This window comes from Bilophila sp. T19-St14 (genome assembly GCF_059728385.1).
This window is the reverse complement of the sequence record NZ_BAAGFT010000001.1, coordinates 703,241-721,679: the sequence shown is the minus strand read 5'-3', so window position 1 is coordinate 721,679 and position 18,439 is coordinate 703,241. Positions and strand designations below refer to the sequence as shown.

Annotated in this window: 14 protein-coding genes; 3 read left to right on the top strand and 11 right to left on the bottom strand. The window is 55.8% G+C overall.

Features of this window, described 5'->3' with window-relative positions; all coding sequences use genetic code 11:
* Positions 1-28: 28 nt before the first annotated feature.
* Positions 29-739 carry an SDR family NAD(P)-dependent oxidoreductase gene (locus AC6I1V_RS03220; RefSeq protein WP_497736837.1) on the bottom strand — a complete coding sequence of 237 codons (711 nt, stop codon included), beginning with the start codon at positions 737-739 and terminating at the stop codon, positions 29-31.
* A gap of 13 nt (positions 740-752) precedes the next feature.
* Positions 753-1,676, bottom strand: coding sequence for a DMT family transporter (locus tag AC6I1V_RS03215; RefSeq protein ID WP_486853743.1), 924 nt, complete (start codon positions 1,674-1,676; stop codon positions 753-755).
* Between the two features lie 559 nt (positions 1,677-2,235).
* Here AC6I1V_RS03215 and AC6I1V_RS03210 point away from each other — a divergent pair.
* Positions 2,236-3,627: a GGDEF domain-containing protein gene (locus AC6I1V_RS03210; protein ID WP_497736836.1), complete on the top strand. Its 1,392-nt coding sequence runs from the start codon at positions 2,236-2,238 to the stop codon at positions 3,625-3,627.
* Positions 3,628-3,952: 325 nt separating this feature from the next.
* Here AC6I1V_RS03210 and AC6I1V_RS03205 read toward each other — a convergent pair whose 3' ends face one another.
* From AC6I1V_RS03205 to AC6I1V_RS03185, 5 genes are all read right to left on the bottom strand, one after another.
* A complete protein-coding gene (locus tag AC6I1V_RS03205) occupies positions 3,953-4,621 on the bottom strand; it encodes a YoaK family protein (RefSeq protein WP_302551609.1) in 669 nt (222 codons plus the stop codon).
* Positions 4,622-5,721: 1,100 nt separating this feature from the next.
* Positions 5,722-6,531: a MetQ/NlpA family ABC transporter substrate-binding protein gene (locus AC6I1V_RS03200; protein ID WP_302551610.1), complete on the bottom strand. Its 810-nt coding sequence runs from the start codon at positions 6,529-6,531 to the stop codon at positions 5,722-5,724.
* A gap of 77 nt (positions 6,532-6,608) precedes the next feature.
* Positions 6,609-7,271, bottom strand: a complete 663-nt coding sequence (locus AC6I1V_RS03195) for a methionine ABC transporter permease (RefSeq protein ID WP_308771239.1) — start codon at positions 7,269-7,271, stop codon at positions 6,609-6,611.
* Positions 7,264-8,265 (bottom strand): methionine ABC transporter ATP-binding protein, encoded by a 1,002-nt coding sequence (locus AC6I1V_RS03190; RefSeq protein WP_368044244.1) that lies wholly within the window; start codon positions 8,263-8,265, stop codon positions 7,264-7,266. The genes AC6I1V_RS03195 and AC6I1V_RS03190 overlap by 8 nt, the downstream gene beginning before the upstream one ends.
* A 699-nt stretch (positions 8,266-8,964) precedes the next feature.
* A complete protein-coding gene (locus AC6I1V_RS03185) occupies positions 8,965-9,309 on the bottom strand; it encodes a cupin domain-containing protein (protein WP_486854933.1) in 345 nt (114 codons plus the stop codon).
* A gap of 444 nt (positions 9,310-9,753) precedes the next feature.
* On the opposite strand from AC6I1V_RS03185, the gene ndk reads away from it, so the two are divergent.
* Positions 9,754-10,170: a nucleoside-diphosphate kinase gene (gene ndk, locus AC6I1V_RS03180; RefSeq protein ID WP_302551615.1), complete on the top strand. Its 417-nt coding sequence runs from the start codon at positions 9,754-9,756 to the stop codon at positions 10,168-10,170.
* A 364-nt stretch (positions 10,171-10,534) separates the two neighbouring features.
* Positions 10,535-10,666: a hypothetical protein gene (locus tag AC6I1V_RS03175; protein ID WP_486854934.1), complete on the top strand. Its 132-nt coding sequence runs from the start codon at positions 10,535-10,537 to the stop codon at positions 10,664-10,666.
* 347 nt (positions 10,667-11,013) lie between these two features.
* On the opposite strand, the gene AC6I1V_RS03170 is transcribed toward AC6I1V_RS03175, so the two are convergent.
* The 4 genes from AC6I1V_RS03170 to AC6I1V_RS03155 all read right to left on the bottom strand — a co-directional run bounded on the left by AC6I1V_RS03170 (position 11,014) and on the right by AC6I1V_RS03155 (position 18,370).
* The gene (locus AC6I1V_RS03170; protein WP_497736835.1) at positions 11,014-11,700 is read right to left on the bottom strand and encodes a hypothetical protein; all 687 of its coding nucleotides are present in this window, start codon (positions 11,698-11,700) and stop codon (positions 11,014-11,016) included.
* A 196-nt stretch (positions 11,701-11,896) separates the two neighbouring features.
* On the bottom strand, positions 11,897-13,279 hold the full coding sequence (locus AC6I1V_RS03165) for a sodium-dependent transporter (RefSeq protein WP_486854403.1): 1,383 nt from the start codon (positions 13,277-13,279) through the stop codon (positions 11,897-11,899).
* A gap of 152 nt (positions 13,280-13,431) precedes the next feature.
* Positions 13,432-17,130: an AAA family ATPase gene (locus AC6I1V_RS03160; protein WP_497736834.1), complete on the bottom strand. Its 3,699-nt coding sequence runs from the start codon at positions 17,128-17,130 to the stop codon at positions 13,432-13,434.
* A gap of 10 nt (positions 17,131-17,140) precedes the next feature.
* Positions 17,141-18,370, bottom strand: coding sequence for an exonuclease SbcCD subunit D C-terminal domain-containing protein (locus AC6I1V_RS03155; protein ID WP_486854405.1), 1,230 nt, complete (start codon positions 18,368-18,370; stop codon positions 17,141-17,143).
* Positions 18,371-18,439 lie beyond the last annotated feature (69 nt).

Here is an 18,439-nt window from a genome sequence, read left to right as displayed (position 1 = left end):
TTTAACGAGACGTCGTGTTCCGAAACCGTTATTCGACGTAAATCATCCGTTTGGTCATCCCCCCGTCAACAATAAGGTTATGCCCGTTGACGAAATCGTTTTCCTCGTGGGCAAGGAACAGGCAGGCATTGACGATATCGCGGGGGATGCCCACACGCCCGGAAGGGTGTTGGGCATGATCCGCAGGGGAAAGCGCTTCATAGCCGTCGGCCTGTATCCAGCCGGGGCTCACGGCGTTGACCGTGATCGGCGTGGCGCTCAGGGATACGGCCAGCGTATTCGTGAGGGAGACAAGGCCCCCTTTTGAAGCGCCGTAGGCCTCCCACCCCGCTTCGTTCTGGTTCCAGCGGGTGGAGGCGATATTGATGATGCGCCCGTAATCCTGCCCCGCGTTGGCCTTGATGAATGCCTGCGCGCACAGGAACGCGCCGCGCAGGTTTACGGAAAGGGCGCTGTCGAATTCGTCGGCGGTCATTTCCATGATGGGCTTGTGGAAATGGGCGAGGGCCGCGTTGTTGACGAGAACGTGGACGGCGCCGTGCCGTTCCGTCACCCGTTGGAAGGCATCATTGACAGCCTCGGCCTGCCTCAAGTCGGTTCGGATGAAGCCAATGCCTTCAGGCAAGGCTTTGTGCTGTTCCACGTCGAGGGCCGTGACCGCATACCCCGCACGCTGGAAGCCTTCGCAAAGGTGGAAACCGATGCCGCCTGTGCCGCCCGTGATGATGCATATCCTCATGCCGCACCCCGTGTTATGCTGGAGCCGCCCCAGCGTTTTTTACGTTCTTCTGCGGGAGCTGCGCAAGCACGATTGCGCAGAACATGAAGGCGCATCCCACCGTTTCCCGCATGGTCAATTGCTGGTTCAGTATGACGAATCCGGCCAACACGGACACCACGGCCTCAAGGCTGAGAATCAGGGAGGCGACTGTGGGGTTCATGCCCTTCTGCCCCACAATTTGCAGCGTATAGGCAACGCCGCTCGACATGATCCCCGCATAGAGGATAGGTTTCCATGCGGCGAAGAGCTGCGTGAGGTTCGGCGCCTCAAAGAGCAGCATGGGAACCGCGCAGAGCAGGCCGCAGACGAAAAACTGGATGCAGGACATTTTGACGCCATCCACGCGCAGCGTGAAGTAATCAATGATCAAAATATGGATGGAAAACAGGATGGCACAAATGAAGATTAGGAAATCCCCAAACTGGATGGTTAGGCTCTCCGTAATGCAGAGGAAATAGAGGCCGATGATGGCCAGCACTACGCCGATCCAGACGAACAGGCCGCACCGTCTTTTGAAGAACAGCCCAAGGAGTGGGACGATGATGATATAGAAGGCCGTAATGAACCCCGCCTTGCCCACGGATGTATACATGATGCCGATTTGCTGAAAACAGCTTGCGAAGCAGAGCATCACGCCGCAGCACACGCCGCCGATCCAGAGCTGCCCCCTTGTTTTTGTATCCGAGGGCTTGATGCCGCCGGGGGAGACGGGGTTCAGCCTGTTGAGCAGTGCAATGCAGGGGATGAGGAACAGGCCGCCGATGAAGGAGCGCACGCAGGTAAACGTGTAGGGGCCCACATAGTCCATTCCTACGCTCTGGGCGACGAAGGCCACTCCCCAAATGACGGCGGTGAGGAACAGCAGAAAGGAGTTCCTGAGTTGCAACGTGTTCATAGGCGGTGTGATAGCCTGAGAAGGCCGGGGATGCAATAAAGCTCAAGAGGCTTTTTCGGCGACACGGCGATGAGGCACGGCAAAGGCCCCCTCCGTACTTATTTTCGCCGATGCCGAAGAACCATAGCATTAAACGGCTGGTGCGTATTTGAGGAATGGCCGAGGCCCTTTGGATGGTTGCCAGACATCTTGATAACATATTATTTCTGTTGTAAAATAAAATAATTTAGCCGATAATGCAACGCCAAGAATGTTTTTGTTTCTCCTTATTTGGAAAATGAGAAGGAAAACGTGTAGAGGGAAACGCCATTCCCCTTGGCTGAGCAGCCGGGGCATTCGTGGCTGAGGGATTTTAAAAGGCTCTGCCATAGCATGTGGTTGCTTCATCTTCACAGCACAGTGAAAATGCAGTTTTTCCAGTCTTCCCCTTGGCGGAATCTATGGCTGAGGCCTTTTGTTGGTTATTCTTTTGGAATTTCAAGGAAAAAAGCATCAACCATTTTCTATGGCAGGGTCTTCCCAAAATGGCCGTCATCCAAAATGTGAATGGATCCGCAGCATGACAACATTTCTTTCCAATGCGCAATCTCTTTCCGGTAACCGCCGAGACTGCCCTGAGAGCCTGTTGCAGATTATTATGGATGAAGTGGATGAAATCGTTTATGTAAGCGATACCACCACATACGAGATCCTCTATCTGAATGAGTTCGGAAAAAAGGAATTCGGGATTACGGACATCGGAAATGGCAAAAAGTGCTATGAAGTCTTGCAAGGCCTTGATGCTCCATGCCCGTTTTGTACCAATCCGTTTCTCAACTGTGAAACATTCTACATTTGGGAAATTACCAATCCCGTTTCGCACCGCCATTATTTGCTCAGAGACAAGCTGATCCACTGGAATGGGCATCTTGCCCGGCTGGAATTTGCCGTCGACATTACGGAAAAGGAGAACATCAGCCAAGCTGTGCAGCGCAAGCTTGATATTGAGAGCACCTTGCTGGAGTGCATCCGTATTTTGAACAGGGAAGAAAATTTCCCGCAAGCCGTGGACATGGTTCTGGAGAACCTTGGAACGATGCATCAGGCTGATCGCGCCTATATTTTCGAGTACAGCGTTTTGAAAAGCGGCGAACTCATCGCCAACAACACCTATGAATGGTGCTCAGAGGGTATTTCCCCTCAGAAAGAAGCCCTCCAAAATGTGCCTTTCAGCTGCATCAGTTGCTGGCAGAAGATGTTTGAGCGGCGTGAGGATGTGGTTATCGACAACCTTGAGTCAATCCGGGACAGCGATTTGGATATGTACAACGTACTCAAGCCGCAGGGGATCGAGAGGCTCATCGTTGTCCCTCTCGTCCTGAATGATGTCATTTCCGGGTTCATCGGCGTGGATAACCCAAAGGCCAATCAGGACGATCATTCCCTGCTGCATTCGTTGGCCTATTTCGTTACGAATGAGCAGCGGAAGCGCAATATGCAGAGCGAGCTCAAGCGGATGAGCTACTGCGACGGCTTGACGGGGCTGCATAACAGGAACAGCTATATTTCCGTATTGCAGAAGCTTGAAAAAAATCCCCCGGATTCGCTCGGCGTCGTTTTTGTGGATCTCAACGGGTTAAAGCGCATCAACGATCAGCAAGGGCACGACTCCGGCGACAAATACATCCGGGACATCAGCCGGATATTCAGCCGCTATTTCCGGGGGGACGATCTTTTCCGCATTGGCGGCGACGAATTCGTCTTCCTCTGCCGGAACATTCCGAAACGGGTTTTTCATGAGAAGCTCGCCGCGCTTCGACGCGAGGCCAATAGAGCATACCCCGAATCCCTGTCGCTTGGGCAGGTATGGACCGAAGGGGACGTGCACATCATGGATATGGTGAAACAGGCGGATAAGCGTATGTATCAGGAAAAGGCCGAATACCGTACCCGGCGTGGCGATACGGCCTAAAATAATATGAAAACAGGCACGATGTCCTTTTACGGATGCCGTGCCTGCTTTTTCAAAGGCCATATCATAGGAAATGGCTGATGCTTTCTTGAAGTTCCAAAGGAATAACCAATAAAATGCCTCGGCTATAGAGCCAGCCAGCGGAAAAATTGGAGAAAAAGGCTGTATTTTTCACCGTGCTGTGGGGATGAAGCAATCACATGCTGTGACAGATCCTTTTCAAACAGGCATGGGGAGCGCAAGGAGCCGGGGCTTCCGGGCCGTCTTGCCCTCCGCTCGAAACGTCCGTCAGTTTTTTCCACACGGCCTAGATGCGGTTTTAGGCTCATATTTCTTTCGCAAACATGCTCAAGAACGCTATGATAAGAAAGAGGCAGCAGAACAGAATGGCTTTTTCAGCGAAGAGGGTGGACAGGGCGGCCCCCAGCGTTGCGCCGAGCGCGAAAAAGACGACGATTTCGTAGTAGCTGAGGATGGTTTTCTTTGTATCGGGGTCTCGCGTGCGGACATAATGGAATATCTGCTCGGTGGCGCTGCGGAGATTGCCGGTACACATGGTCGTCGCCACACTGTGCCCATTGACTTTTCTGAAACTTTCCACCTGTACGGCACAGACGAAGGAAATCAGGATGTTGACGGCAGTATCCCATACCCCGGAGGCCATGAAGGCCGGAAAAAAGAGAAGAAGCGCCTCAAAGAAAACAACGATCTGCCTCCAGTGAAGCAGATCGTATTCCTTGAATTTGGCCCGTATCCACTCCGTGAACAGGATGCCCAAGGCAAACGCGATGATGGGGAAAAAGTAAAGGGCGACTTCCTTGAGGTTGCCTTCCGCAAGATTCAGCCCAAGGAGCACGATATTCCCCGTCTGTGCGTTGGCAAAGACCTCTCCCCGCGTGATGTACGTGTAGACATCAAGGAACCCTCCCGTCATCGTCAGCAGGGCGCAGAGCAGGAATGATTCCGATACTTGAATGTGTTTGCTGTGTTTCATCCTTGACCCAACCCGGACGGCTGGCTTTCCCTTGGAACGTTGCCGGATGCTTCAGCCGGTGAGAGCTTTTTCTTTTGGCTCTGTCATAGCATGTGGTTGCTTCATCTCCACAGCACGGTGAAAAATACAGCCTTTTTCTCCAGTTTTCCCATTGCGGAATCCCTGGTTAAGACATTTTGCAGGTTATTCCTTTGGGGCTTCAAGGAAAAAAGCATCAACCACTTTCTATGACACAGCCTTCCTTTTTTGTGGGGGACGGCTGACCGTATTCCCGTCCACCTGCGCCCCGCAGCCTTTTACAGAAACCGTTTGAGGCGCAACGGGGTGAACAGGTATCCCCGTTGGATTGAGAAGTCAAGTAAAGCAATGTGATACATTATTAGGGGCAATGTATTCCGTTTTTCAGGATTATCCTTTTCCCATCCCTTTCCGCGTTGGAAGAATAAAAAAGCTGTGCCATAGGAAACGGTTGATGCTTTATTTCTTGAAATTCCAAAAGAATACCAATGGATTGAGCCAAGCATGGAGTCCTTCAGCGAAAAAATTGGATAAAAAGGCCGTATTTTCACCGTACTGTGGAGATAAAGCAATCATATATATGACAGATCCAATAAAAATGTACGCAGCATGTCTTTGGGGGAACACACCACTCCATCATGGAGAGGATATACTCCTTATACGGTATCCCTATTGGAGCGTTGAAGAAATGTCGGCTGCATTTCTGCATGAAACCAGACAAAAGCTATAGACATCACAAAGGGAAAAGATGAGCCTTTACATAGATCCGCTACTTGGCGGTGAGGCTTTTCATGCTTGCAAGACTGCTTAAAAGAAGGACATCCTGTGTTGCTATGTCCGTATTCAGCACATGTGCAACTTATTTATAGAAGGCTTTATCATAGTATATGGTTGTTTTATCTCCACAGCATAGTAAAATACAGTCTTATAGGATATTGAAAGGATGTCTAAAAGGGATGTGCTTCGGACGGTACGGAAATATTCAGGAAAAAACAGGTTCGGTAATGGGGAGTTCGCCGCAGCAAACAAAAGCCCTGCCGAGAGTCCCGGCAGGGCATAAAGGCGGGGAGACAAAAAGCGGCTTAGTTGGCGGGAACCACGGCGCCTTCGTACTTCTTGGTCATGAATTCCTTGACCTGATCGCCCTTGAGGGCATTGATCAGCGCCTTGAGTTCAGGGCGGTTTTCATCTCCGGCGCGTACGGCGAGGATATTGGCATAGGTCGTCGCGGCGATGGAGTCGGCTTTTTCGGCAGACAGCGCATCGGCCACTTTGAGGCCGCCGAGGATGGCGTAATTGCCGTTGATGATGGCGAGGTCAACGTCAGGCAGGGCGCGGACAAGCTGTGCCGCTTCGATTTCTTCAATCTTGAGCTTCTTGGGGTTTTCCGCAATGTCGCGGCGGGTGGCGGTGAGTCCGGCACCGTCCTTCAGCTTGATGAGGCCGTTGGACTGGAGGAGGAGCAGGGCGCGGGCTTCGTTGGTGGTGTCATTGGGCACGGCCACCATAGCGCCGTCCTTCAAGGCGTCAAGGGACTTCGTCTTGCCGGCGTAAATGCCGAAAGGTTCATAGTGCACGGTGCCGATGGATATCAGCTTGGTACCCTTTTCTTTATTGAAGTCGTCAAGATAGGGCTTATGCTGGAAGAAGTTGGCATCCAGCTCCTTGCCTTCGAGCGCCATATTGGGCTGCACGTAGTCGGAATATTCGATGATCTGAAGTTCGTAACCCTGCGGTTTCAGAACGTCGTTGGCGACCTTGAGGATTTCCGCGTGAGGCGTCGGGGAAGCGCCGACGCGGATTTTCGTGGCGGCCTGAGCCGCGGTTGCAGAACCGGCGGCGACGGCGAGGGACAAGGCCGCGGCCAGAAGGGCGGAGCGGAAGTTTTTCATGATACCGTATCCTTATCAAGTGTTAAAGGTTCACGGCCGCGGGCGTGGGCCCAAGAAGCCGTTTATCGCGGAAAAAATCAGGAAATGCGCCTGTCGCTTCGCTTCGTGGCCCAGTTGCCGAAGCTCTGGAACACCTGCACGATGACGATGAGCAGGACGACGGTGATGAACATGATGTCGGTCTGGTAACGGTTGTAGCCGTACATGATCGCCAGTTTGCCGAGGCCCCCGCCGCCGACGGCTCCCGACATGGCGGAATAGCCGAGGATCGTGGTCGCTGCGATGGCGCTGCCGTTGATGAGCGAAGGCAACGCTTCGGGCAAAAGCACCTTCATGATGATCTGCATGGTGGACGCCCCCATAGATTGCGCCGCCTCAATGACGCCGCCGTCGACTTCCAGCAGGGAGGATTCCACAAGCCGGGCCACGAAGGGCGCGGCGGCGATGACCAGCGGGACGACCGTGGCGTTGTTGCCGATGGTCGTCCCCACGAGCAGGCGGGTCAGGGGAATGACCGCGATCATGAGGATGAGGAAAGGGAACGAGCGGGTCAGGTTCACCACGACATCAAGCACGGCATAGAGCATGGGCCGGGGCGTGATGCCGTCCTGACGGCAGATGACGAGGACTGTCCCCATCATCATCCCGAACACATAGGAAAAAAAGGTGGAGACCAGCGTCATGTACAGCGTGTCCACGACGCCTTCAAGCAGCATTTCGATGGTGGCCTGATCAAACATTCTTCATTTCCTCCAGCATCAGTCCCTTGGAGTCGGCATAGGCGACGATACGCCGGACGACGTCCTCGTTGTCCGGCAGTTGCAGCACCATCTGACCGAATGCCGTCCCGCCGATGTCGCGCGTGTCGGCAAACATGATGTTGACGGGGGCCCCGCATTCCAGCACCAGATTGCTGATGACCGGCTCGAACGAGGAACGGCCGTTGAAGATGATCCGGTACAGCCTGCTGTGCGGCATATCCTGCAAGGCTTCGGGGATGACGAGCTGGCGCGCCTCTTCGGTCTGGGGGTGGAAGAAAACCTCTTCGACCGATCCCGTTTCGGCAATCCGCCCGTGGCTGATGATGGCGACCTGATTGCAGATTTTCTCGATCACGCTCATTTCGTGCGTGATGATGACGGCGGTGATCCCCAGACGCCGGTTGATGTCCTTAATCAGCGAAAGGATGGATTCCGTGGTGGCGGGGTCGAGGGCTGAGGTGGCCTCATCGCACAGGAGGATCTTGGGGTTGGTGGCCAGAGCGCGGGCGATGGCTACGCGCTGCTTCTGCCCGCCTGAAAGCTGCGACGGGTAGGACTGCGCCCGGTCGGACAGGTTGACGAGCTCAAGCAGTTCACGCGCCCGTTCGCGGGCGGCGTCCTTTTTGACCCCGGCAAGCTCCAGGGGAAAACAGATGTTTTCCTCAGCCGTGCGCTGCATGAGGAGGTTGAACTGCTGGAAGATCATGCCCATGCTGCGGCGGGCCACTTGCAGATCCCGCGAACCCAGACGGCACATGTCTTTGCCTTCAAACATGACGCTGCCGCCGGTGGGCCGCTCAAGCATGTTGATGCAGCGCACCAGCGTGCTTTTCCCTGCTCCGCTTTTGCCGATGATCCCGAAAATATCCCCTTTCCGTATGGTCAGGTTGATGCCTTGGAGGGCATAGACTTCGGTATTTTTGCTCCTGAACCGTTTTTCGAGGTTCTGGATTTGAATGATGGCTTCCGTCATCCGCATTTTTCTCCTGTTCCGTTTACATCAGGAGCTACGATAGTAGCGTGCACGCACACCGCCAAACGTCCGTGCGGGCGATACTATTACCTACTTTTGGCTCTTTGAGAACGCCGGAAACACTATTTTTCTGATGAAAAAATTAATCTATTATTCCTAATAGATAGAATAGGGTATCATCATGTTTCCCACGAAAGGGGAAATGTGATTCCCATCATGCTTCGCGGCGGGCGGGGGTTGTGATCTCAAACTTATAGATTTGATGTGCGGTTTTCGTCAATCCCCAAAGGACACGAGACGTTCACCTTCTCGATGATTTTAAAAAAATTATTTTGAATTTCATATAGTTAAAATGTATCTTTCATTGCAAAAGTGAACGTCTCAGGGCACAGATAGCTGAGAAAGAAACTTAGGAGAGGAGGAATGATAAGGAAATATGTATGGACTCTTCCCAGATTGGTTACAATAATGTAAAGACGTAACCGTAACTCTATGTCAACGCTGCAACATTCCGCTATACATCACGGCATCAAACGGTTTTTGTCCATATTGAAAAGCAGTAAGGGGTTGTGCAACAAAAAAGCTCTCCTCAAAGGAGAGCTTTGCATTATGGCTTTTAGCCTATTGAGGGGGCGAAGCGATAGAACCAGTAACCCACCTGTTATGTGAATGATTGTTATTCGGGTATTGAAATGAAGATTACGTATAGAGGATCAAGGCGATAAATTCAAGATCTTCAGTGCCGTTGTTCTCCAGCATGTGTTCCTCGCCGTCTTTACAGATCATTACGTCACCGGCGGCTACTGGCTTCATCTCGCCATTGTCGAAATAAAGGCCAGTGCCGCTGAGGACATAGTAGACTTCAAAATCACCGACATGGCGATGCTGGCCGACGGAACAGCCGGGCTTGAGCACGCAATGGTTGAAAAGGCGGCCCTTGCCCGCGAAGTCATCGCCGCTGAGCAGTTCCGCAGCGAGGATATGCCCCTTGCCGCCTTTGTGCGGCATGTCCAATTTGTTCAGTTCATCATAGTGCCGTATCATGAAAATGCTCCTTTTGGCCCATGATACGGCACTTCATGACTTTTGTGAATGATGGGCGTGCAGCATTGCTTACTTCCCGTAAATGTACATGGAGCATCTTCGATATGTTCGCCGCAGTCCAGCGCATCAATCTGCTCCATTCCTTAGGCTGTGTCGTTATATTGCATATAACTATTTTAAATTATTTAAAATAATCTTTTTATGACCTGAAAAATAGTAAAATAATTTCAAGATATTATATCTAATTGACGACACGGCCTATTGCCCGGGGTGAGTATGAAGGAAAATACGTCCCCGTTTTCATGTATGGGGAATGAAAAGAAGCAAGGGAAAGGTATCAGTATATGAAGGCGGCGGTACGGAGTGATTGCTTTTTGCCGAGGAGTCCTTTAGGCAGGAAGACATGTGTCGGCTCTCCCTTTTTACCTACAGGAGTGAACAAACATGATCGAGCGTACCCTTTCCCTGATCAAACCCGATGCCGTACAACGGAATCTGACCGGCGAAATCCTTGCCATGATCCAGGGGGCTGGCCTCAAGGTCGTGGCCCTCAAGATGATCCACATGACCAAGGCACAGGCGGAAGGGTTTTACGCCGTACACCGGGAGCGTCCTTTTTTTGACAGCCTGACCAATTATATGAGTTCCGGCCCGGTGGTCTGCTCCATTCTGGAAGGTGAGGACGCCATCCATCGGTACCGTGAACTCATGGGCGCCACCAATCCGGAAAAAGCCGCTGAGGGGACAATCCGCAAGAAATATGCGGTCAGCCTCGAGGCGAACTCCGTACATGGTTCCGACGCGCCGGAAACGGCGGCCTTTGAAACCCGCTATTTCTTCAACGCGTTTGAAATAGTATAGGGTTTACCTGTTCAAAAAGAACATGAAGGCCACAAGGACGACGAACAATAAAACCAACGATGTGGTAATCATATAAACCTCCCTTTGTGAAAAGCCCCGGTCATACCGGGGTTTTTCGTTGGCTCTGTTATAGTATGTGGTTGTTTCATCTCCACAGTGCGGTGAAAATACGGCCTTTTTCTCCTGTTTTCCCCTTGGCGGGATCCACGGATAAGGCATTTTGCCGGTTATCCCTTTGGAACTTCAGGGAAAAAAGCATCAACCATTTTCTACAACACAGCCTTTTCGTTACATTCCGAACCATATACAGCCGCTGTAGGGCGGGAAGCGTCCGCAAACCTCACCCGCCACGATGAGCAGGGGTATGATACCAGCCCTGCTCCAGAGCGGGCAGGCCCGGCAAGCGCCCGGAAGCATTTTGTTGACGCCGCTACAGATGAACAGCAGAGGGTTCGGCGTTACGCTGAAGAACAGGATCGTCGAATGCTATCGGTAGCTAGGTGGAGAATGGCGATTGTACCAACAAGAGTTGTAACGGGTTCATCGGCATTTGAAGGATGAAGGCCAATACTGTGCAAGGTGAAGATGGCGAGACTCTGATAACCGTGCATGGCTAAACTCCTCCGGGGTTACTGATATGTTTCCCGTGCAGCCCTTCAGTGTTGCCCTGCGGTTTGGAATGAAGGTTGGAAGCACAGGTGAAGTAGGGGCGGGTGAATTCCGGCCTTGGAAGCGGTACGATGCTGGCCTGTTTCCCATAACGCTTGAGCAAGTTCTTCGTATTCATTGTAATCCAGCGCGCGGCAGGGGGCAGGCCGCGACGCAGGACAGGGCTGGCCTTACTCAAGATAACCGCGGCAGAAGTCGCATTTGGTCATCTCCTCGCGTATCGGAGTAAACTGCGGCGCGCCGTAGGGAAAGTTCCATCCGCAGCAGCAACCCGCATAACGGTCTGGAGCCGCCTACAAGATTCATGAGCCGGGCAACGGGCGTAGCGGCCGGAGGCCGTCTTTTGCCTATGGTACTGCCGATCGCACCCGTGCCGTATTCTGATGGACGGCCTCGTTGCCGTAGGTGTCGATGGTTCCGCGCAGCCCCTGTCCGATCTCCCCGAAGGGTTCCTCCCCTCTGATGCGCTCGAACTTCCTTCCATCCTGTAGCCACCCGGTACAGTGGATAGGGGATACGCTGTTCGGCATGGATGCGCTGACGCATGGAGCGGTCGAGCGGGCAGGCCCGGATCTGCTGTATACCGTAGCGCTCATCTCCGGTGTTGCCCGTCTCCACATGGGTGTTCACGCCGTCTTTGACGTGCACCCTCAGTGCGCAATGGTTGCTGCGGTTGACGTTGCAGGAATCCCAAAGGATACGCTCTTCCCCGGTTCCTGATGGGGGGCGGTACGGCGGCGCTTCCCGTATTGAGGATTTCGATGGAAAAAGGAAAGAACGCCGAGGTGAGGACGACGCGTCGCCTTTGATTCCGTCGCACCGTTTGAACAGCGTCTGCGTGGTACAATGGGGGTTCCGCATGGGCCCTCCGCAGAAAAAGGATTCCGTTCCCGGAACGTCCAGATAGGGCTGGATTCGAGGAACAGGCAGGCTTGCAGCATACCGCACCGGAAAGGCGGCTGTCAGTGATAAGTGGGAACCAGAGGTTCGCGTCATTAGGACATAAAAAAGGGAAGGCCGGAGCCTTCCCCATACGGAAACGGGCGCGCCTGAAGCGCTATTTGAAAAACTTGTCGATATAGCCCTGCACGAAAACAAAGAAGACGATGAAGGGCAGGATATATTTGACATACAGGCGCAGGCATTTCGGGAACATGAGGCCCTTGCCGGCGTCCGCTTCGGCGATGAAGTTGTCCCATCCCCAGCCGCGCTTGTAGCAGCAGAAGAACAGGAACACCATGGAGCCGAGGGGCAGCAGGTTGTTGCTGACGATGAAGTCTTCCAGATCGAGGATCATGGAGCCGGGGCCAAAGGGCTGGATGTCGGACAGCACGTTGAAGCCGAGGGCGCAGGGCAGGGAGAGCAGGAAGACCAGAACGAAGTTGACGGCGACCGCCTTCTTACGGGTCCAACCGAGCACGTCGATGCCGTAGGCCACGATGTTTTCCAGTACGGCGATGACAGTGGTGAGGGCCGCGAAGCTCATGAAGACGAAGAAGAGCATACCCCACAGCTGGCCGCCGGGCATGCTGTTGAATACGTTGGGAAGGGTGACGAATATAAGGCCGGGGCCGGAACCCGCGTCGACGTTGAAGGCGAAACAGGCCGGGAAGATGATAAGGCCAGCCATGAGCGCGACGAACGTATCCAACAGCATGATGTGGATGGACTCGCCGGTCAGGGAACGCTGTTTGCCGATGTAGCTGCCGAAGATGGTCATGGCGCCGATGCCGAGGCTCAGGGTGAAGAACGCCTGCCCCATGGCGGCATAGATGGGTTCCCAAATGCCGTGCTGGAACATCTTGCCGAAGTCCGGCTTCAAATAGAACAGAATGCCCTTTTCAGCTCCCGGCAGGGTGACGGAGCGGAGCACTAGAAAGGTCATGACGACCAGCAAGCAGCCCATCATGATTTTGGTGATGCGTTCGACGCCCCTCTGCAAGCCCATGGAGCAGACGATGAACCCGGCGATGACCGTAACGGCCATCCAGCCGACCTGATCAAAAGGATCGCCGAGCGTCCCGCCGAAAAATGCGCCGATCTGTTCGGGCGTAAGGCCCGAAAGCTGGCCCGAACCCATATACCAGCAGTAGGACAGCATCCAGCCGGTGACGGTCGTATAGAACATCATCAGTACGTAGCAGCCGATGATGCCCCCGTAACCGTACAGATGCCAAAATGTTCCCTTGGGTTCCAGCTTGCGGAAAGCCAGGCCGATGCCCTGTTGGGCGGCACGGCCCACGGAGAATTCCATCACCATGATGGGAAGGCCGAGAATAACGAGAAAAATGAGATAGATGAGGACGAATGCCGCCCCACCGTAGGCTCCGGTGATGAAGGGGAAGCGCCAGACGTTGCCGAGGCCGATGGCGCAGCCGGCCGATAGCAGCAGGAAACCAAGGCGGCTCCCCAGCTTTTCACGTTCAATACCTTGTTCCACTGTTGTTCCTCCTTAGGATGTGGGAGGATGAATAGGTGACTTTTGCGTCTGAGGCAAGCAGAGACTGATAGCCGGAAAACGCTCAGGTTTCCTGTTGTAAGGGGAAAGGCGATACGTTATCGGGGATTAGGCCTTGTCTCCATACCGGGCCCTTATGCCGAAGTGCAGCCGGGGCCGCTGACGGCGCTGCGGCCTCCGGTTTTCGGGGTGACCTGTATCTGCGTCCCGATGCGTTCCTTCAAGGCCGCCACATGCGAAATCACGCCGATGAGCTTGCCGTCCCGGTGCAGCCCGGCCAGCGTATCCAGCGCGGTGTCCAGCGTATCCTCATCCAGGGTGCCGAACCCTTCGTCGAGGAAAAGGGAGTCCACCCGTACCTTCTTGCTCGCCATTTGCGAAAGGCCAAGGGCGAGGGCAAGGCTCACAATGAAGCTCTCGCCGCCGGAAAGGTTTTTGGTGGAGCGGATTTCCCCGGCCTGATAGCCGTCGATGACGTCGAGTTCCAACGGCTGTTCCTTGCTGCGGAGAAGCAGATACCGGTCGGTCATGCGCCGGAGCTGGCGGTTTGCGTGCTCGATCATGATTTCAAACGTCAACACCTGCACGAAATTGCGGTATTTTTTTCCGTCGGCGGAGCCGATGAGATCGTGCAGATTGTTCCAGCGGCGGCACTCGCGGCGCTGCGCCTCCACCGCCGCCGTGCGTTCCTGATGCGCCAGCTTGACCATATGGTTGTCGTGGAGCTTCTGCCGCAGGCCGCCGATGGCTTCCTGCTGGTTCTTGAGGGTATCCCGAAGCCTTGCCAGCGTTTCGTCAAGTTCTTCTTGTGTGCGATCGGTCACCTGTTTTTCGCGTTCGGCGGCCAACTGCGCGATCCGGTCGGCCAGACGCGCTTCCAGTTCGGCCCGTTCCGTGAGCAGCCCCTGTTCCTTCTGGGCCAACGTATTCCGTACCGTTTCCGTGAGGCAGGCATCCCGGTATTCCGTTTCGTCGGCAAAGCCGGTTTGCGAAAGGCGAAGCCGGAAATCCTCTTCCAGCGGCCCAAGCTGCGCCTGGCGTTCCGCGATGGCGCGATCGAGCGTCTCCTTTTTGCTGGTCAGCCCCGCAAGTTCCTGTCTGGCGGCATCGACGGTTTGGCGGACGCTTTCAAGCCGTTTTTCGGCTCCTTCGACGAGCCCGTTGAGCCGTTTTTCTTCCTCATCCGGGGAGTTGTCCCCAAACAGTTGCCTCCGGTCGAGCCGCAGCTTTTCCTGCCCCTCCGACAAGGAACGTACCGCCTCCCGCTGCTTGTCCAGCTCCTTCCCCATATCGAGGAGCCGGGAAGCGAGATGCCGGGATTCCAACTCCAACGCGCCCATAGTTTGTTGCAAAAGATCGCGCCGTTTTTCCAGAGATGCCCAATGGTCGCGCCGTTCGGACAGGCTGTGGAGCAAGCCCTCCAGCCCGTCCACCGCAAGGCTTTCGATGCCGTAAGGCCGCAGTTCCCGCAAAACGGCTTGGCGCAGTGCCGTGTATTGTTCCAGCAGCGAGCACCGTTCTCGTTCGGTGCGCACGGCTTCCTGTTCGGCACTGTCCTTATGGTGGAGGGCGGTTTGCAGGGCCAGTTCCAGCCGGTTCGCTTCGTGCCGGGCCTTCTCCCATGCCGCCATGTCGGCTTGCAGCCCGGCGTCCTCCTGTTCGGCCTGCTGTAGGATGCGTTCAGCCAGCCGCCGCTCGGCCTCCGTCGTTTCCCGCAGCCCTTGAAGCGAGAGGGGTAGGGAAGAAGGAAACGGCTGCTCTTGGGGGGCTGTGGTGATGGAGGGATGCGACAGCGCGGTGAGGCATTCGCGCATGTGCGTTTCGTGTTCGGACAGTGCGGCGGCTTCTTTTTGCAGTTGTTCCGTCATCCATTCCCGTTCGCGCGAAAGCCCGGCGAGATCGCTTTGAAGGGAAGCTAAAACGGTTCCAGATCGCTTCAGGTCTCCCTTGAGCCGTGCAAGATGGGCTTCCGGCGCGGCGGGGGCGGGAACGGAAAGTCCGGCAAAGGGATGTTCCGTAGCTCCGCACAACGGGCACGGTTCCCCATTATAGAGATGCCGCCGCGCTTCCTCAAAAGCCCGCAGGCGAGAGTATTCGGCCTGTTCCGCTTCCCGTTTTTCATATTCCGCCTCCAGGCGGAGGTGCTCTTTTTCGGCGGCTTGCAGGCGCTGCGTGAGTTCGGCCTCATTGCGGGCACGTTTTTCTTGCCGCTGCTCAAGCCCCTTGATTCCCATGAGGCAGGCTTCATAGCGCCGCAGGGCTTCTTCCGCTTTGTCCAGCAGGCCGTTGCGGGTTGCCGCGTCCATAAGGCGTGCCCGCCAGTCGGCGACGCTCCGATCACCCAAGAGCTCCGTCAGCGTTTTCCGGCGCAGGGCAACCGCTTGTTCCAGACGGGCTGTTTCCCGTTCCTGCCGTTCCTTGAGGGCAAGCGCGTTCTTATGCGCTTGGGCCGTCTCTTGCTGGCGGGACAACGCCGTTTCGACGGCACGCTTCTTTTCGCGTCCCGTTTCGGCCAGTTGGAGCAACTGCCCACAGGAATGCTGTATGGCGGACAGGTTTTCGACAAGCCCCTGATCCGCCGCCGTGCGTTGCAGGGCGGCAAGCACTTCCGTGAGGCCGGTTCGTGTGTCGGCAAGCTGTGCGTTCAGGGTTTGATGGGCCGACTGCGCGGCGGCAAAGGCGTTTTCCCGCTCGGCAAGTTCCCGTTTGAGGGCGGACAGGGCCGTCTCTTTTTCAAGGATTTTGACATCATATTCCCGCACGGCGCGGATTGTCCGCAAGCCTTGCTCACGTTCCCGCTTGCTCTTCTCCAGCACCGTCCCGGCTGAAGCGAACGCCGTTTCCGTTTGCCGCAATTCGGTTTCGCACGCGGGCAACGCCTCGGCGTATTCCTTTTGCTGCCGGAGATCCTGCGTCTGGGCATTTCGGAGGGAGACGAGCCCGGCATACGCCCCGGAGAGTTCCAGTGCCTTGTTGGCACGTTCCAGTTTATGGCGTTCCGGCTGAAACGCTTCAATCCGTTCCGCAAGCTGCTTCTTGCGGCTTTCCAGCATGGCAAGTTCAGCCTGAAGGGTACGGATGCCCTCCAGCCAGAGCAGGGCCTGTTGCGTCCGGTCGGACTGCCGCGCCGCTTCGGAAGCCTGTTCGATCAAGGAGGCCAGATCCGCATGGAGGCGCTGTTCTTCCGCTTCCTCAAGGAGGTGGATACCCGCCAGCTCCGCCTCCAGCGTTTCAAGCCTGGTGCGCTCAAGCACGACCCGCGCATGTACGCATTTAGAGATATCCGAGTAGACTTCCGTGCCCGTGAGCTGTTCCAGAATGGGGGCGCGCTGATCCGCAGGCGCTTGCAGGAACGCGGCGAATCCCCCCTGCGCAAGGAGCATGGAGCGCGTGAATCGCTCGAAATTCATTCCGGTGGCTTCTTCCACCTTGTCGTTCACACCCTGGATGGAGTTCTCGATAAGCCGGCCCGAAGCGGCGTCGGAAAGTTCGCGGCGGGGGGGTTGCAGTTCCCCGGAGGCTTTTTTCCTCGCCCGCCTTTGGCCCCAATGACAGCGGAACGTGCCCGCCCGCGTTTCAAAAGTGACTTCGGCGAAGCATTCCCCGGTCTGGCGGGACATGATTTCGTTTTCGCTTTTGGTGACGCGGGGCAGGCGCGGCGTACGCCCATACAAGGCAAGGCACACGGCATCGAGGATGGTCGTCTTGCCCGCACCCGTGGGGCCGGTGATGACGAAAATGCCGTCCGACAGAAAAGCCGGGTGCGTAAGATCGATGGCCCATTCCCCGACAAGGGAATTGAGGTTTTTGAAGCGGATCTGGAGAATGCGCATGGTGTTTCCGTTAGGCGTGAGGGTCTTCTTCGAGAAATGAGGCGACGGTTTCCCTGTAGGCCAGACGGAGATCCGGCCTTTGCTCGTCGGGCACGCCGTGGGCGGCGAGGCAGCGTTCAAACACTTCGTAGACGTCCAGCGCATCCAGCGTGTCGGCATCGTCATCCCGTTCCAGGGCGCGTTCCATGAGCCGGGCGTTCTTGATGCGCAGGACTTCCATGTCCGTTCCCGCCGTAAGCGTTTCGACCCGGTCGCGGAGATCGCTGATGAGTTCGCTGCCCGTATAGATGATTTCGAGCCACGGGCGCCCGCCCTCGGCGGCAAGGGTTTTCAGCCGGAATTCGATGGCCTCCCATGCCCCTTCAATGCGTTCCAGCTCCTGAAAAACAGGAACGGGAACGCACTCCACGGATGCCTGACGGCCCGTGAAATCCACAAGGCAGACGCTCTTGGCGCCGCGTTCCCCGAAGCCCATGGGCACGGGGGAACCGCTGTAGCGCCGGGTTTCTGAGCCGCCGATTTTTTGCGGGATATGCAGATGTCCGAGGGCGAGATAGTCGATGGTGTCCGGGAAGCAGTCGGCGGTCACTTGTGCGAGCGATCCGATATAGAGCTGGCGCACGCCGTCGCCGTCGGCGGTCTGGCCGCCCGACGCGAAGAGGTGCCCGGTTGCGAGCACGGGGAGATCCGGGCGCGTCCGGTACGTTTCGGCCTGCGCGCTGACCGCGGCGTAGTGGCGGCGGATGCCGTCGATGAGGTTCCGTTCCTTGTCTTCAATGCTTTCGCCGGCCTCGACCACCCGGATGTCCCGATCCCGCAGATAGGGGACGGCGCAGACGATGAGCTCAGGCTCACCGTCCGGGCCGTTGAGCCGAAGGATTTCGTGTTTGGGGTCGTCCGTGATTGCGCCTACGACATGGACGTTAAGGGCGCGCAGGAGTTCTTTGGGGGCTGTCAGGAAGGACGGCGAGTCATGATTGCCCGCCACTACGACGATATGGCGGCAGAAAGGCACGACCCTGCAGAGGAAGCGGTAATAGAGTTCTTGAGCACGGTTGCTTGGGGCGCTGGTATCGAACACGTCCCCGGCGACGATGAGCACATTGACCTGCCGGTCACGGATTGTATCCGCCAGCCAATCGAGGAAGGCGGAAAAGGTTTCGTAGCGTCTGTGCCCGTAGAGGATGCGCCCGATATGCCAGTCGGACGTATGCAGTATTCGTAAGGACGGTGTTTTCATCTTGAAGGCTCCGTAGCAGGCCTCCGTTGGAGGCCGGTTGCTACAGATAGCCTCTGAGCACGGGGCGGG

What these genes read in the sequence shown, in the direction of transcription:
- ndk (WP_302551615.1), top strand. Translation starts at nt 9,754, where the DNA reads ATGATCGAGCGTACCCTTTCCCTGATCAAACCCGATGCCGTACAACGG.
- AC6I1V_RS03175 (WP_486854934.1), top strand. Translation starts at nt 10,535, where the DNA reads ATGATACCAGCCCTGCTCCAGAGCGGGCAGGCCCGGCAAGCGCCCGGA.
- AC6I1V_RS03190 (WP_368044244.1), bottom strand. Translation starts at nt 8,265, where the DNA reads ATGACGGAAGCCATCATTCAAATCCAGAACCTCGAAAAACGGTTCAGG.
- AC6I1V_RS03160 (WP_497736834.1), bottom strand. Translation starts at nt 17,130, where the DNA reads ATGCGCATTCTCCAGATCCGCTTCAAAAACCTCAATTCCCTTGTCGGG.
- AC6I1V_RS03185 (WP_486854933.1), bottom strand. Translation starts at nt 9,309, where the DNA reads ATGATACGGCACTATGATGAACTGAACAAATTGGACATGCCGCACAAA.
- AC6I1V_RS03215 (WP_486853743.1), bottom strand. Translation starts at nt 1,676, where the DNA reads ATGAACACGTTGCAACTCAGGAACTCCTTTCTGCTGTTCCTCACCGCC.
- AC6I1V_RS03205 (WP_302551609.1), bottom strand. Translation starts at nt 4,621, where the DNA reads ATGAAACACAGCAAACACATTCAAGTATCGGAATCATTCCTGCTCTGC.
- AC6I1V_RS03210 (WP_497736836.1), top strand. Translation starts at nt 2,236, where the DNA reads ATGACAACATTTCTTTCCAATGCGCAATCTCTTTCCGGTAACCGCCGA.
- AC6I1V_RS03155 (WP_486854405.1), bottom strand. Translation starts at nt 18,370, where the DNA reads ATGAAAACACCGTCCTTACGAATACTGCATACGTCCGACTGGCATATC.
- AC6I1V_RS03170 (WP_497736835.1), bottom strand. Translation starts at nt 11,700, where the DNA reads ATGCGGAACCCCCATTGTACCACGCAGACGCTGTTCAAACGGTGCGAC.
- AC6I1V_RS03200 (WP_302551610.1), bottom strand. Translation starts at nt 6,531, where the DNA reads ATGAAAAACTTCCGCTCCGCCCTTCTGGCCGCGGCCTTGTCCCTCGCC.
- AC6I1V_RS03195 (WP_308771239.1), bottom strand. Translation starts at nt 7,271, where the DNA reads ATGTTTGATCAGGCCACCATCGAAATGCTGCTTGAAGGCGTCGTGGAC.
- AC6I1V_RS03220 (WP_497736837.1), bottom strand. Translation starts at nt 739, where the DNA reads ATGAGGATATGCATCATCACGGGCGGCACAGGCGGCATCGGTTTCCAC.